The sequence below is a fragment of the Bifidobacterium sp. LH_730 genome (assembly GCF_056355835.1).
The window spans coordinates 182,035-196,262 of the sequence record NZ_JBKETB010000002.1 but is presented as its reverse complement, the minus strand read 5'-3'; the positions used below and the strand labels follow the sequence as shown (position 1 = coordinate 196,262).

The 14,228-nt window shown below is 65.7% G+C and carries 12 protein-coding genes and 1 pseudogene; 3 read left to right on the top strand and 10 right to left on the bottom strand.

All coding sequences use genetic code 11. From position 1 onward, the window contains the following. Positions 1 to 49: 49 nt before the first annotated feature. The 7 genes and pseudogenes from AC1AUD_RS03545 to thiM form a co-directional block, all read right to left on the bottom strand. A complete protein-coding gene (locus AC1AUD_RS03545) occupies positions 50 to 1,603 on the bottom strand; it encodes a glycoside hydrolase family 32 protein (RefSeq protein WP_476572141.1) in 1,554 nt (517 codons plus the stop codon). A gap of 192 nt (positions 1,604 to 1,795) precedes the next feature. Further along, positions 1,796 to 2,830: a LacI family DNA-binding transcriptional regulator gene (locus tag AC1AUD_RS03540; protein ID WP_476572139.1), complete on the bottom strand. Its 1,035-nt coding sequence runs from the start codon at positions 2,828 to 2,830 to the stop codon at positions 1,796 to 1,798. A 71-nt stretch (positions 2,831 to 2,901) separates the two neighbouring features. Next, entirely contained in the window at positions 2,902 to 4,257 is a 1,356-nt protein-coding gene (locus AC1AUD_RS03535) for a serpin family protein (protein ID WP_476572137.1), read from the bottom strand. 101 nt (positions 4,258 to 4,358) lie between these two features. After that, complete coding sequence (locus AC1AUD_RS03530; RefSeq protein ID WP_476572135.1) at positions 4,359 to 4,727, bottom strand: thiamine-binding protein; 369 nt, start codon at positions 4,725 to 4,727, stop codon at positions 4,359 to 4,361. Between the two features lie 174 nt (positions 4,728 to 4,901). Further along, complete coding sequence (thiD, locus tag AC1AUD_RS03525; protein WP_476572569.1) at positions 4,902 to 5,747, bottom strand: bifunctional hydroxymethylpyrimidine kinase/phosphomethylpyrimidine kinase; 846 nt, start codon at positions 5,745 to 5,747, stop codon at positions 4,902 to 4,904. A gap of 162 nt (positions 5,748 to 5,909) precedes the next feature. Continuing rightward, a pseudogene (locus AC1AUD_RS03520) lies at positions 5,910 to 6,524 on the bottom strand (thiamine phosphate synthase); the annotation flags it as partial. Between the two features lie 116 nt (positions 6,525 to 6,640). Continuing rightward, positions 6,641 to 7,573, bottom strand: coding sequence for a hydroxyethylthiazole kinase (gene thiM / locus AC1AUD_RS03515; RefSeq protein ID WP_476572133.1), 933 nt, complete (start codon positions 7,571 to 7,573; stop codon positions 6,641 to 6,643). 313 nt (positions 7,574 to 7,886) lie between these two features. On the opposite strand from thiM, the gene AC1AUD_RS03510 reads away from it, so the two are divergent. Continuing rightward, a complete protein-coding gene (locus tag AC1AUD_RS03510; RefSeq protein WP_476572131.1) occupies positions 7,887 to 8,831 on the top strand; it encodes a cation diffusion facilitator family transporter in 945 nt (314 codons plus the stop codon). 14 nt (positions 8,832 to 8,845) lie between these two features. On the opposite strand, the gene lexA is transcribed toward AC1AUD_RS03510, so the two are convergent. Further along, on the bottom strand, positions 8,846 to 9,562 hold the full coding sequence (gene lexA / locus AC1AUD_RS03505) for a transcriptional repressor LexA (RefSeq protein WP_476572129.1): 717 nt from the start codon (positions 9,560 to 9,562) through the stop codon (positions 8,846 to 8,848). A gap of 151 nt (positions 9,563 to 9,713) precedes the next feature. Between lexA and AC1AUD_RS03500 the strand changes: the two genes are divergently transcribed. Together AC1AUD_RS03500 and nrdR are read left to right on the top strand one after the other, a co-directional pair. Next, a complete protein-coding gene (locus AC1AUD_RS03500) occupies positions 9,714 to 10,028 on the top strand; it encodes a LysM peptidoglycan-binding domain-containing protein (protein ID WP_476572127.1) in 315 nt (104 codons plus the stop codon). Between the two features lie 27 nt (positions 10,029 to 10,055). Beyond that, positions 10,056 to 10,523: a transcriptional regulator NrdR gene (gene nrdR / locus AC1AUD_RS03495; protein ID WP_476572125.1), complete on the top strand. Its 468-nt coding sequence runs from the start codon at positions 10,056 to 10,058 to the stop codon at positions 10,521 to 10,523. 146 nt (positions 10,524 to 10,669) lie between these two features. Here the strand turns inward: nrdR and serA are convergent, their stop codons facing one another. Next, entirely contained in the window at positions 10,670 to 11,869 is a 1,200-nt protein-coding gene (gene serA, locus AC1AUD_RS03490) for a phosphoglycerate dehydrogenase (RefSeq protein WP_476572124.1), read from the bottom strand. 10 nt (positions 11,870 to 11,879) lie between these two features. After that, entirely contained in the window at positions 11,880 to 14,159 is a 2,280-nt protein-coding gene (locus tag AC1AUD_RS03485; RefSeq protein WP_476572122.1) for a HelD family protein, read from the bottom strand. Positions 14,160 to 14,228 lie beyond the last annotated feature (69 nt).

Below are 14,228 nucleotides of genomic sequence, written 5' to 3'. Positions count from 1 at the left end.
GGCCTTTGGGTTGAAACTTGGGTTTCGGGGCTTTCCCAGTCAGACGCTCTTACTCCAGCCCGATGGACCTGAGGGTGTGGAGCTTGAGCGAGTCGATCTTGAGCGTGCCGGATTCGGCGACGAGGCGGATGGCGCGCGGGCCGTCGGAGGGGTAGGAGTAGGAGCTCATGGCCTGGCGTGCGTCGTTGACGTAGACCTCGACGCAGCCGCGGTCCACGAACACGCGCAGCTCGAGCTTGCCGGAGGCGAGCTCCTCGTCGTTCAGCGGCGCGGCGCGGTAGCCACGGTCGCCCTGCGCGGCGGCGGCGCGGTCGATGACGACGCGGCCGATCTGATCGTCGTAGGCGATGGCGGTGAAGGCTCCGTCCTGGGTCTCGTGCACATGCAGCGAAGCACGCTCGGCGGTGGATGTGGCGAGGTCGATCGTCATCTCGATCTCCACGGCCTCGGCATCCTCGTCGATGACCAGATCGCCGTTGACGCCCAGTTCCACGGTGCCAAAATCACGCGTATCCTCGCGCAGCCCCTCGATCTCGGCGGCCGGAGCGGTGTGCAGGTCGCCGTCCTCACCCAGCGTGATGACGCGCGGCAGCGTCATGTTGCCGCACCAGCCGTCGTCCTGCATCGGGATGGGCTCGACGAACGGGCTCATCCATCCATACATGATCTGGCGGCCGTCGGCGGCGGTGAAGGACTGCGGCGCGTAGAAGTTATGCCCGCAATCCCACAGACGGAACTCGGTTTCGGGCCGGAACTCGCCGCCCGGCTCCCACGTGCCGATCATGTAGCCGGCGTTGTTCACGTTGCGGTTCATGAATCCGTGCGGCTTCGATCCCATGGCGGAGAAGCCGATGACCCATTTCTCGTTGCCCTTGGCGTCTTGAATCGGGAAGAAGTCGGGGCATTCGAGCATCCACACATCCGGGTCCGGGTGCTCGAAGAGCACGCGCTCGAAACGCCATTCGACCATGTCGTCGGAGGAGTAGAGCCACATCTGTCCGCGGCGCTCGGCCGAGCACACGCCGAAGGTCATGTACCAGGTGTTGCCGGTCTTCCACACCTTCGGGTCGCGGAAGTGCGAGTCGACCTTCTCGCGCGGGCAGTCGACGATCATGCCGCGCTTGGTGGCGCTGGTCAGCTCATTGTTGTCCGGGGTGGCGAGCATCTGCACCTGCCAGTCGTGCCCGACGCCGTTCTCGTCGACGGGGTAGCGGTGGCCGGTGTAGTAGAAGCGCAGTTTGTCATCGTCGCCGATGACCGCGGAGCCGGAGAACACGCCGTCCTTCTCTTCCTTCAGGGACGGCGCGAACATGATCGGCTCGCGGCGCCAGGTGACCATATCGGCGGAGGAGACGTGGCCCCAGTGCATCGGTCCCCACTGGGTGCCATAGGGGTGCAGCTGATAGAAGACGTGCCAACGGCCCCGGTAGAAGCACAGGCCGTTCGGGTCGTTGATCCAGCCGCCGTTCGAGGCGATGTGGAATTTCGGATACCAGCGGTCGTTGCGCCGGGCGGCGAGCTCGGCGACGCCGGCCTCGGCCTTGGCGAGCTCCGCGGCGTGGTCCTTGATCGGGGTGAGGGTGGGGGTGAATCCGTTCGTCATTGAAGGTCCTTTGTGTTTGTTCCTGCGCGCCGTGGGATGGCGCATCATATGGATGATTATAGGTCGTCAATCGATTTACGTCAAACGATTGATGTGAGGGTATCGATATAGCGGCGGCGTGGTCACCGCACGCCGTGCTGGAGCCGGGAGTGGGCTGGAACTAATCGATGGACGCGTTGGGAATGGCCCCGGTCAGCCGCGCACCGATTGCTTCTCGATCAGCGCGCAGTGGATCGTCGCGTGCGGGGAAGCGTCGAGATCGGGCAGCTCGGCGGTGGCGTCCGGCATGGCGAAGCCGTCGGGCAATCCGCCCTCGATGTCCCGTATCAGGCGGCATGCGGCCCAATATCCCATCTCGACATGCGGCAGCTCCACGGTCGTCAGTTCCGGGACAAACGTCTCCGCAAGCACGCGGTGGTTGTCCACGCCGACCACCGATATGTCGCGGCCGACGGCCAATCCACGGCGCGCCGCGCATTCATAGACATACCAGGCTCGCGCGTCGTTGAAGCAGAAGAATCCATCCGGGCGCGGGCCATCGAACAGCGATGCGACGGCGTCGAGCGCCGGTGCGTTGTTCGAGACCTCGATGGCCAGACGCTCGTCGAAAACGCGGCCGGCCTCCTCCAGCGCGGCGTGGTATCCGGCCAAACGACCGGATTGCGCGACCATCGGACCGGGGGAACCAACATAGGCGATGCGCTCGCATCCCGCGTCGAGCAGACGCCTCGTGGCGTCGAATCCGATGCGGAACTCATCCGGAACGACGCCGGGGACGTGTCCGTCGGCATCCGTGGCGTCGACCAGCACCAGCGGCAGCTCCGAGAGGGCGTCGGGCACCGATGCGGCTCGGTTCGACATCATCGCATACATCAGCCCGTCCACGCCGTAGCGCTTCAGCGCGGCGATCTCGCCATCCCCGCCGTTGCTGTTCACACATATCATCAGATATCCGAGGCGTCGGCATGCCTGCTGCGCGCCCGCGATGATGCCGCCGGCGTAGGGCGTGGTGGCGACGTCCTCGGAGACGAATCCGAGCATACGCGTGCGTTTCGTCCTCAGGGAGCGGGCCATCGGATTGAAGTGATATCCCATCCGTTCGGCCGCATGCCTCACCCGCGCCGCGACCGTGGGGTTCACCCGTCCCTCGTCCCGATGGTTCAGCACCAACGACACCGTCGACACCGACACGCCCGTTTCCCGGGCGATTTCCTTCATCGTCACCATGCGTCAAACGATACACGTGGGGCGGGCGTTCGCAAACTTTCCTTGATATGGCCTGCGGCGCCCCCTGGGCCTTATAGATTGCGCACGGCGCCGAGGAACAGCGGTATGCCGTCGGGCGTGACCAGTGAGTAGAGGAACGGACGGTCCACGGTGAACTCCACCAGGTCGTCGGGGATCTCGGGCGCGCCGGTGACCTCCATATCGACCTTGGAGAACGCCGCGGCCTTGGCGCCATGTTCGTTCACCTCGATGCGCGTTCCCTGCACCACCGAACCGATGAACAGCGGCTCGCCGCTTTGGCTGGTGCCCATCTGCGAGAAATCGGCCGCGCCCACCTCGAATGCGTCGGTGATACCCAGGCTGCGCAACGCCTCCTTCATTTGGTCACTGGCGAAGGAACTGTCGATCGAAAAGCGCGGCAGCAGCATCTGCACGGGAGGAAAGGCCTCCGTTTCGCTGGATGCGAGTGCTTTGTCGGGGTCGGTTTCGAAGGCATCGCGCAGGGCCTCGGCATCCTCGGAGATGTCGTCGAACCGTTCGGCGTCCGGCAAAACGATGCGCAGGGCGCCGCCATTGTCGAAGGGGATGTCCGCGCGCTGCCAGCCCGCCTCGGCGTCGCGCAGATAGGTCAGCGAATCAAAGTACTGGTTCATGAACATGACCTGGGACTTGCCGGCGGTGCCGCGGAACGTGTTTTCGAGGGTGTGATTCGGGTTGAATGGGCTGCTCCACGCGCCATCCGCATACACGGTGCCGATAATCGACATCACCTCGTTGGGGGAGACCTTGATCTCCGGTTTGAGCATGCCCTCGGTGTGCCGGGAGATCCATTGACTCATGCGCTTCGGTGTCTGCGCATCGTAGGTCTCCGACTTCACCTGCGCGTCAAACGTTTGCCTGGCGGCGTCGACGAACGATTGCAACGGCTTGGCCCGCTCCTGATTCAACCACAGCGAATTGGCCGTGGACATCCGCGATTTCGCGTCGCCATAACGGCCGTTAATCGATTGAAACAGCGATCGGTAATCCTCATCGGTCAATCCGGCCAACCCCAGTGTTTCGTCCAGTTGTTCGCGCGTCTGGCCGTCCGCGCCGTGTGCGGCGATGGCCAGCGCCAGCCATAGGGAGGCGGGGGAATAGTTCGCATTGCCCTGCCCGTCCGCCATGCCTTCTTCAAGGAATAATGCGGCCGAAGCGTAGGGAAAGGATAGGATCGTTCCGTCATTGACGGCACCGTTCGCGCCGAGGTCAGCCGCGTCGATCGTAAGCGCGGCGATGGTCGCCTCTGTGGCCGGGATGGCCTTGGGGCGGGTGTCGCGCCATATGAACCACCAGGCGCAGAACATGCTTGCGACGATTGCCGCCGCCACGACGATGGCCGCCGTCAGCAGACGGAGCTTTGTGGAATGGTGTCGAGACCGCTTCATAATCGGCTCCTTTGCCGTGATTCGGATGATTCCCAGAATACAACGAAGCGGAATGCACGCCAAGATGGCATCCATTCCGCTTCGCTGATATGGGAATACGTTTATTCGGCGAGGATATCGTCGACCAGGGCCTGCTTGGCCTTGATCTGACCGGTGAACCCGGGGCGGATGTCGAGCCGCATCACCACATCGGTGCGCATGCCCTGTTCGGCGAGTTTGCGGGTGGCCTCGGCCACCACGCGCAGCACTTCGTCAAGGTCTCCCTCGATATTGGTGAACATCGCGTTCGTCTCGCATGGCAGGCCGGATTCGCGGATCACCTTCACGCATTGCGAGACCTCGGCGGATTTCTCCGGGCTGCCGCCGGCCGGGCTGATCGCCACCGCCGCCAGCGTATTGATATAGGGCTTGCCGGTTTCGGGGTCGACGGGCACTTCCTGCTTCAGGGCGTTGCGGTCGAGTTCGGTCATATTGGTTCCTTTACATTACAGATGTCATTCTGAGCGAGCGCAGCGAGTCGAAGAATCTCTGGCTTGCTTTGAGATCCTTCGACTCCACGCTTCGCGCTCCGCTCAGGATGACGGGGACGTTTAGGATGACGGGGTGGGGTCGATGGCATGCCATGCTCAGGACGACAGGAGGCGTTAGCGCCAGCGCCACGCGTGGTCCATCGGACCGGATCCCTGTCCGAGATCCAGCTGCGCCGACAGTGCTCCGGTCAGATATGCCTTGGCAAGACGGATCGCATCGGCCAGGGGCTCGCCCTTGGCCAGATTCGAGGCGATGGCGGAGCTCAGCGTGCAGCCGGTGCCGTGCGTGTTCGGATTGTCGACGCGCTCGCCCTCGAACCAGGTGATCGTGCCATCCGGCTCCGCCAACACATCGTTGGCGTCGTTGCGGCCGTGGCCACCCTTGACCAGCACCGCGCAGCCGTAATGCCGCGCGATCTCAAGCCCCGCGGACTCCATATCGGCGGGGGAGTTGACCGTGGCCGGCGCGCTGTTCTCGTGCCAGGCACCGGAATCGACCTCGGCGGCCTGCCCGCGCACCAGATCGAGCAGCACCTCGGTTTCGGGCGCGTTCGGCGTGATGACCGTGGCCAGCGGGAACAGGCGCTCGGTCAGGGCGCCGATGGCGTCGTCGGAGATGAGCCGGGCGCCCGAGGTGGCGACCATCACGGGATCGACGACCACATTCGAGGCATGGTGGGCGGTCAGGCGGTCGACGATCACGTCGATCAGGGCAGTGGAGGAGACCATGCCGATCTTGACGGCAACCGGCGGGATGTCCTCGAACACCGCATCGATCTGATCGGCCAGGATATTCGGCTCGGTCTCCTGCACGGAGCGCACGCCCAGCGTGTTCTGCGCGGTCAGCGCGGTGATGGCGCTCATGCCGAACACACCGTTGGCCAGCATGGTTTTCAGATCGGCCTGCTGGCCCGCTCCGCCGGACGAATCCGAGCCGGAGACGGCCAGCACGCCGGGCAGGGTCTCCCTGCCCTGTGCGTCGGCGGCATCGGCGGCATCGGCGGCGTCGGCTGCGCCGGCGGAGGCATATCCATGCCGCCGGTTCCCACGCGCCGCGCGCCAGGCCTCCACCAGCTCACGGGTGGCCGCCTCGGGATCGTCGGCGCCGGCGATTGCGGAGATGACGAACCAGCCTGCGGCTTCCGTGGCGGCCAAAGGCGCGATGTCGGCGAGCTTGACGCCGCCGCCGGCCACCACCGGATATTCACTGGCCTTGGCCAGTCGGTCGATGGCTTTGATGGATTCGTGGTCGTCCGCGGCCTTCTCGATGAGCGTCGCCTCTGGCTTCGAGGCGGTCGGGTGCACGGCTCCGGCGCCGATGTAGTCGATCATATCACGGGGCAGGCGTTCGATGATATCGAACAGTTCCGCGGTGTTCGCGGACAGGCCGATGATGGCATCGGGGCCGAGCAGGGCGCGCGCCTGCTCGGGATCCATATCGGTCTGGCCGATATGCACGCCATCGACCTTGATGCCCATGCGGCGGGCCTGCCAGACCGCATCCACGCGGTCGTCTATCACGAAGGCCACGTCGTCGGCCTTGCCGCGCCCGTCGATGACGCGCGCGATGTCGGCGGCCATCGCGGTGATGTCCGCGGCGTCCGCTCCCTTGGCCCTCAGCTGCACGAAGGTCGCGCCGCCGTCAAGCGCGGCCGCCACCACGTCGGTGACGGGACGGCCCTTGCAGTCGGCGGGTCCCACCACGAAATATGCGGAGACGTCGAAGCGGCGGCGCATGGAGGCATGCGTTCCGATGGAGGTTGTGACGGTCATGGTTTCCTTCCGATCCGGTGTTCGGTTCCCGGAATTTCCTCAGCAGTGGTGAATGCGATATGGCTTTGGTGTGATATGCGTCAGTAGGTCGCGGAATCGGTGAGCATTGTGGAGGCGGCCACTTGCTCGGCCGTCGTGTTCCACAGGGCGTCGAGGAATGCAGCTTGGAACGAACCCGGCCCATGCGAGCCGGCCTCGGCGGTTTCCGAGGCGCGGTTGTAGAGCAGCGATGCGGACAGCGCGGCCGTCAGCGGATTCGCGACGGCCAGATACGTCGCCGTCACCCCGCCCAGCGAGCAGCCCGCGCCGGTGATCTTCGTCATCATCGCGCTGCCGCCCGGCAGACGATACACATGCTCGCCGTCGGTGACCAGATCCACGGCTCCGGACACCGCGACCGCGGCGTTCCCCTCCGGTGTGTGCGTGGCCATATGACGGGCCAGACGCACGGCCGCGCCAAGCGCGGAATCCACCTCATCGGTCGATTCCACGCCGGCCGGTCCCTTGATCTCCTTGGTCGCCGAAGCGTCCCCCAAATTCTTGCTGAGCCCCCACATCGCGTCGAGCGCGATGATCTCGGAGGCGTTGCCCCGCACGATGGTCGGCGGGACATCCCTGAACGAACGCAATATCCTGGTGCGGGTCTCGCCGATGCCGGCGGCCACCGGGTCAAGCACCCATGGCAGGCCTTCCTCGGCCAATCCATGCGCCAGCTCGTCGAGCGCCTGCTCATAGAACGGCAGCAGCGTGCCCACATTGACATAGGTCGCGCCTGCGATGCGCGCGGTGGCCATCAGGTCGTCGGCCAGAAAGCTCATCGCGGCCGTGCCGCCCGCTGCCAGCTGCGCGTTGGCGACGAGGTTGATCGTCACGAAATTGGTGAAGGATTGCGCCAGCGGCGTGGTGTCGCGAACCGCGTGCACGGCGTCGGCGATGCGGGTGCGAATCGGATCCGCATCGGAAACGGAATGTTGTTCGGCTGCTTCGCCGGCGTTTGATGCGCTTGGCGCCATATCACTGCTCCCTACGATGGTCTTAGCCAACAGGTTCAAAGGGTCGGGCCTCAAGGCCCATCTCAACTCCGCGCTTCCCGGGGTTCCCCTGCGTTTCGCCCACTAACGCTACGCGCGCCGCCGGACTTTGCCGTGCCGTCGCAGAGCGGGGACCGCGGGGGACGGCGGATGAATGGCGGGAGGAAGGAGTCGTGCTATAGTGACGTCGGATTTGTTGGAACCCCGGCCCTGCGCCGGGGTTTCGTTGTATCCGGGCGGAAACGACAATGGTATTGAGAAGCGGTATCGATAGGCCGCGGGAACGAGGCGGAACATGGCACATGACCACGCGCATAATGCGGTGTCGACCGGAGGCGGGGATGCGGCCGCGCATCAGCGCCGGCTGATGATGACGATGGGGCTGACGGGCACGGTGTTCGTGGCCGAGGTCATCGGTGCCATCGTGACTGGTTCGTTGGCGTTGCTGGTCGATGCGGGGCATATGCTCACCGATATCTCTGTGCTGGTCGCCTCGACGATCACCGCCGCGCTGATGCGGCGGGGCCCCAGCGGGCGGCGCACCTGGGGTTGGGCGCGCCTTGAGGTCATCACCGCGGCCGGCGGGGCGGTGGTGTTGCTGGTGGTCGGCGTCTACGCATTGGCCGAGGCGGGCATGCGGCTGTTCGGCGGGGCCGACGGAGGGGTGCGCGAGGTCGGCTTGTTGCTCGGCTTCGGCGTGCTTGGCCTGCTTGCCAACCTCGGTTCCATCGCGATCTTGTCCGCCCAGCGCGGCGACAACATGAATATGCGGGCCGCCTTCCTCGAGGTGCTCAACGATGCGCTCGGATCGGTGGCGGTGGTCATCTCGGCCGTGGTGATGCTCTCGACCGGCTGGTCGGGCTTCGATGCCGTGGCCGGCGGAGTGATCGCGCTGCTGATGATTCCGCGCGCGATCAGGCTGTTGGTGCGCGCGGTGCGCGTGCTGCTCGAGGAGACACCCGAGGGGCTTGATCTGGATGCGGTGCGCCAACATCTGGAGGGCGTGCCGCATGTGGTGGCCGTGCATGATCTGCATGCCAGCACGGTCGCCACGGGCATGCCGGTCGTCATGGCGCATGTCGTCGTGGAACGCGGACTTGACATGGAGCAGGCGGGGGCCATTCTTGCGCAGCTGCAGGATTGCCTGCGCGAGCATTTCCCGGTGTCGGTGCCGCACACCACCTTCCAGCTGGAGCCCGAGGGATACACCACGCCCAGCGCGGGGCAGCTGCACGACTGAGATGGTGCCGGACGTCAGATCTTGCGCAGCACGGTGACGACCTTGCCCATGATCTGCGCATGGGTGCCGTCGATGGGGGAGTAGGCAGGGTTGTGGGGCATCAGCCAGATATGGCCCTGTTCCTTGCGGAAGGTCTTGACCGTGGCCTCGTCGTCGAGCAGAGCCGCGACGATGTCGCCGTTGACGGCGTTGCTCTGCTCGCGCACGACCACGAAATCCCCGTCGCAGATCGCCGCGTCGACCATCGAATCGCCATGGACCTCGAGCATGAACAGATTGCCGGTTCCGGTGAGCCGTTCGGGCAGGCGCATCACATCGTCCACATGCTGCTCGGCGGTGATCGGCGTTCCCGCGGCGATGCGGCCCACCAGCGGCACGTCGTGCGACTCGAGGATGGACTCGCTGGGCTGGCTGGCTGGGAAGGGCAGGATTTCGGCCGTGCCTGAGCCGCCGGCCGCGGCATCCCCGGCCTCGCCGATCAGCTCGATCGCGCGTCCCTTGTTCGCATTCATGCGGATGAAGCCCTTTTCCTCCAGGGCCTGGAGCTGATGTTTGACCGAGGAGGGGCTTTTGAGGCCGGCGGCCTCGCCGATCTCACGGAAGGAGGGGGCGAAGCCCTGTTCGTCGATATGCAGCCGGATGGCGTCCAGCACCTTGCGCTGACGGTCCGTCAGCGTGGACGGGTCGGCCTTGGAAGGCTCGCGCTTCGGGGTGAACGGAATCGTGCTCACGGTTGGCTCCTTTCGGCCGGTTGTCACCAGCATATCGTGAAACATCGGTGAAATCAAACAAATGTTCGACACGGCGCGTTGCGTCAGTCGAACATCTGTGCCATACTCAGAACAGATGTTCGATAGAACAGGCGTTCGAAAGGAGAGTGCCATGAGGAACACGGATGTGCGGAGGAACAGGGTGAGGCTGAACCGTCGTGGCCGCGTCGTCGTGGCCGTGCTGGCGGCGGCGTTGATGTGGGTCGGCCTGGCGGTGTTCACGCCGTCGCAGGCGCAGTCGGCCCCCGGGGCGCAGACGGTGTCGAGCTATACGGTCCAGCCCGGCGACACCCTGTGGGGATATGCCGCGTCGATCACGCCGGGCGACGGGGACGTGTCCGATACGGTCGATCGGTTGATCGAGCTCAACGATCTGGGCGGCGCGGCGCTCGAGGCCGGCCAAAGGCTGGTTGTCCCCGCCGAATGATGCCGCGGTTGCGCTATTGTGAGGGACATGCATTGCCCTTTTTGCCAGAACCCCGACACCAAGGTCGTCGACACCCGCATCAATGACGACGGGTATTCGATCAGGCGACGGCGTGAGTGCCTGGTATGCGCGAAGCGCTTCACCACGGTGGAGACCACGATGCTGCTGGTCAGAAAAAGCTCGGGCAGCATCGAGCCCTTCGAACGCAACAAAGTGATCACCGGTGTGCGCAAGGCCTGCCAGGGCCGGCCCATCCGCGAGGAGGACCTCAAGCGCCTCGGTCAGCAGGTCGAGGAGGATCTGCGCTCCCGCGGCTTGGCGCAGGTCGATTCCGAGGAGGTGGGCAAGGCTATCCTCGGGCCGTTGCGTCATCTGGACGAGGTCGCCTATCTGCGTTTCGCCAGCGTGTACCAGAACTACGAAAGCATCGAGGACTTCCAGTGCGCCATCGACATGCTGCGCGCCGAGGATGCCATCGAGAAAACAGCGGCCTGACAGCCTGGCCTGGCGATTGTGTGGATTGCAAAGGTGATCGCACGACAACCTACCGGCGGACAAACAAAAGCTCGTGGTGACGGACGATACCATCCATCGCCACGAGCTTTTTTTGTTGCGTAGTTTAACGCCCGCGGTCCATGCGCTCAGTGCATGACCCTGAGCCGTACCGTGCCCTCGATGTCACGCAGCGCCTCCAGCGCCGAGGGCGTGGGCATCTGGGCCACGTCGGTGACCACATAGCCAAGCTCGCCCTCGGTTCCGAGCGCCTGGGCGGAGATGTTGATGCCTTCGTCGGAAAGCACATGGTTGACCTGGGCCAGCACGCCCGGCAGGTTCGCATGCAGATGGGCGATGCGCGCCGCGCCGCCCACGCTCGACAGCGTGATCTGCGGCATATTCACCGACAGGCCCGTCGAGCCCTTCTCCCAATAGTCCTCGAGACGCTGGGAGACGAAGTGTCCGATCGATTCCTGTGCTTCGAGCGTCGAGCCGCCGATATGCGGGGTCAGGATCATGTTGTCCTCGTCGGCCAGCGCCGTTTCGAAGGGATCGCCGGTTTTCTTCGGCTCAACGGGGAAGACGTCGACCGCGGCGCCCGACAGGTGCCCGGAGTCGAGATGCTGCTTCAGCGCGCCCAGATCGGCCACGAAGCCGCGAGACAGGTTGATGAAGATCGCGCCCTGCTTCATATGGGCGAACTGATCCTCGCCGAAGAAGCCGGTGTTCGACTTGCGGCCGTCCACATGCAGGCTCACCGCGTCGGATTGCTCGAGCAGCTCGTCGAGCGTGCCGCAGCGCACGGCGTTGCCCATGGCCAGCTTCTCCTCGATGTCGTAGAAGACCACGCGCATGCCCAGGGCCTCGGCGAGCACCGACAGCTGCGAGCCGATGTTGCCGTAGCCGATGATGCCGAGCGTCTTGCCGCGCACCTCGTGCGAGCCGGAGGCGCTTTTGTCCCACATGCCGTGCTTCATGTGGTGCGTGTGCGCCGGGATGCGGCGCATCAGGCAGATGATGTCGCTGATGACCAGCTCGACCACGGAGCGGGTGTTCGAATACGGCGCGTTGAACACGGCGATGCCGCGCTTGGCCGCGTACTCGAGGTCGACCTGATTGGTGCCGATGCAGAAGCAGCCGACGGCCGACAGATGGGGCCTTGCGTCGATCACGCGGCGGGTGACGGAGGTCTTCGAGCGGATGCCGAGCAGGTCCACGCCGTCGAGGGCTTCGATGAGCTCGTCCTCGCCGAGCGCGCCTTTTTCGGTGACGACCTCGAATCCATGGTCGCGCAACGACTGGGCCGCGAAGGGGTGGATGTTCTCCAGTAGCAGTGCTTTGGGCATGTCTTCCACCTTAAAGGCTCGAGGAGGCCTCGTCTTCCTTTGTCCGAACGATGAACAGACGTTGGGTCGGCCGGGTCATCGCCACATAGAGGTCGGAGGCGGCCACCAGCCGCGACGGGGCGTCGTTCTCGATGCGCCCGGGCTGGACGACGACCACCGCGTCGTATTCAAGGCCCTTGACCGTCTCGGTGCCGCATATCGAGATCTGCTCGTCCCAGGCGCTCTGCGCCGCCAGCCGGTCTCGTTCCTCGTGGCCGAGCGTTTCGGCCACGGCGTCGAGCACCTCCCGGCGCAGTCCGGGCAGCATCGCGTCGGGGGCGATGACGGCCACGCGTCCCGTGCCGTCGGAGGCCACGTATTCGCGTGCCAATGCGGCGGCGCGGTGCGCCACCTCCCCGATCAGCGCGGCATCGCCGTCCACGACGACGTGCTCGACCGATCCGGGGATCGAGCGAACCGCGTTGACGGTGGAGATATAGAGTCCCTCCGATGTCGCGAAGCGCGAGGCGAGGTCGGAGACCTCCTTGGGGTTGCGGTAGTTGATCGTCAGTTCGTCGAGTTCCCAGCCGTGCTCGCCGAACAGCGGGTTCATCGTGTCCCGCCAGCGGCGCGTGCCGCCCAGGGCCGAGGTCTGCGCCACATCGCCCACGATCGTGAAGGAGCGCGAGGGGCAGCGGCGCACGAGCATCCGCCAATCCATCGCCGTGAGCTCCTGGGCCTCGTCGACGACGATATGGCCGTATGTCCATTCGCGGTCGGCGGCCGCGCGCTGGGCCGTCAGCGTCTCGTCGAGCCCGTTGATCCGGTCGACGAGCATCTGCGAGGTGATCAGTCCGCCGCCGATGCCGGCCTGCGCGAGCGTGTCCTTGGCGAACTGCTCCTCCTCGGCCCGCTGTGCGTCGGCCGCGGCCTGGCGTGCCATCGCCTTGGGATCGGGGCCGAGCAGCTCCATCGCCTCGTCGAGCAGCGGGACGTCCGAGCGCGTCAGCGGCGAGCCCTTCGGGCGCGTCAGCGCCTCGATGTCCGCGTCGGACAGCCAGGGCGCGTGCGCGCGCAGCTGGGAGGGATGCGACAGCAGGTTGTCGACCAGCCATTCGCCGGTCATCGGCAGCCATGCGAGGTTCAGCGTGCGGCGCACCCGGTCGTTCATGCGCAGCATGGAGGTGACGCGTCCGAGTTCGTCGTCATCCGGCGTGTAGTCGAGTTGTTCGACGTAACGCGCGCGCATCGAGCGCAGCATCGCCTTCACGAAGGTCTCACGCGCCTTGTTGTGCTGTTGGCGCGTGCGGCGTGCGTCCGCGATGGCCTGCTCGACGTCGGCGCGCAGCATCGGCACCTTGAATCCGTTGACGCTGATGGTCGGCAGGTCGGCGGGCACGCGCTCGCGCGCGGCGACCGCGTTGGCCACCGCGCGGGCCATGCGCGCCTCGCCCTTGAGACGGGCGGCCTTCGGGGCGTCGAACGCGTTCGCCTCGACGCCGGGGATCAGATCCGCGATCGTGCGGCTGACCACGCCGGTCTCGCCCAGCGAGGGCAGCACCTGGTCGATGTAATGCAGGAACGCCGAGCTGGGGCCCACCACGAGCACGCCGGAGCGCTCGAGCGTGCGTCGGTGCGTGTAGAGCAGATAGGCGGCGCGGTGCAGCGCCACGGCCGTCTTGCCGGTGCCCGGTCCGCCCTGGACGACCACCGCATGCGCCATGTCGGAGCGGATGATGCGGTCCTGCTCGCCTTGGATGGTGGCCACGATATCGGTCATCTTGCCGGTTCGCCGAGAGCTCAGGGAGGCCAGCAACGCGCCTTCGCCGGTCAGCGTTCCGGAGGCCGAGGCCCGTCCGACCTGCTCGGAGTGGACGTCGAGCACCTCGTCCTCGACGCCGACGACTTCGCGGAAGCTCAGGGTGATGTGCCGGCGCATGACGATGTCGCCGTGGTTCGAGGGGGTGGCCTCATAGAACGGACGCGCGGCCTCGGCGCGCCAGTCGGTCAGGATCGGCTCGTGTCCGTCGCTGGACAGGCCGAGGCGGCCGATGTAGCGACGTTCGCCGGCGAGGGTGTCGAGCCGGCCGAAGACCAGTCTGTCCTCGACGGCGCGCAGCTGGGCGAGCCGGTCCTCGTACATCGTGGCGAAGGAGTCTCGTTCGGTGCGTTGGGTGGGCGAACCGTGGGAGCCGGCGGCGCGCACGGTGTCAAGACGTTCGCGTGCCTGGGCGCGCAGCGCGTCCAGACGATCGTAGGCGCGTGTGACGGCCCGCTGCTCTTCCTGCAGCTGGGAGGCGTAGCCGGACATACTTCTCCGTTCCCCTCGGGATGCGAAAACTCAAGCAATCCAATGTAGCGCACGGCCCGAACGAAGCCC

Excerpts from the sequence above, each read along its gene's own strand:
- AC1AUD_RS03485 (WP_476572122.1), bottom strand. The coding sequence starts at position 14,159 with ATGTCCGGCTACGCCTCCCAGCTGCAGGAAGAGCAGCGGGCCGTCACA.
- AC1AUD_RS03545 (WP_476572141.1), bottom strand. The coding sequence starts at position 1,603 with ATGACGAACGGATTCACCCCCACCCTCACCCCGATCAAGGACCACGCC.
- serA (WP_476572124.1), bottom strand. The coding sequence starts at position 11,869 with ATGCCCAAAGCACTGCTACTGGAGAACATCCACCCCTTCGCGGCCCAG.
- AC1AUD_RS03510 (WP_476572131.1), top strand. The coding sequence starts at position 7,887 with ATGGCACATGACCACGCGCATAATGCGGTGTCGACCGGAGGCGGGGAT.
- AC1AUD_RS03535 (WP_476572137.1), bottom strand. The coding sequence starts at position 4,257 with ATGAAGCGGTCTCGACACCATTCCACAAAGCTCCGTCTGCTGACGGCG.
- thiM (WP_476572133.1), bottom strand. The coding sequence starts at position 7,573 with ATGGCGCCAAGCGCATCAAACGCCGGCGAAGCAGCCGAACAACATTCC.
- AC1AUD_RS03500 (WP_476572127.1), top strand. The coding sequence starts at position 9,714 with ATGAGGAACACGGATGTGCGGAGGAACAGGGTGAGGCTGAACCGTCGT.
- nrdR (WP_476572125.1), top strand. The coding sequence starts at position 10,056 with ATGCATTGCCCTTTTTGCCAGAACCCCGACACCAAGGTCGTCGACACC.
- AC1AUD_RS03530 (WP_476572135.1), bottom strand. The coding sequence starts at position 4,727 with ATGACCGAACTCGACCGCAACGCCCTGAAGCAGGAAGTGCCCGTCGAC.
- AC1AUD_RS03540 (WP_476572139.1), bottom strand. The coding sequence starts at position 2,830 with ATGGTGACGATGAAGGAAATCGCCCGGGAAACGGGCGTGTCGGTGTCG.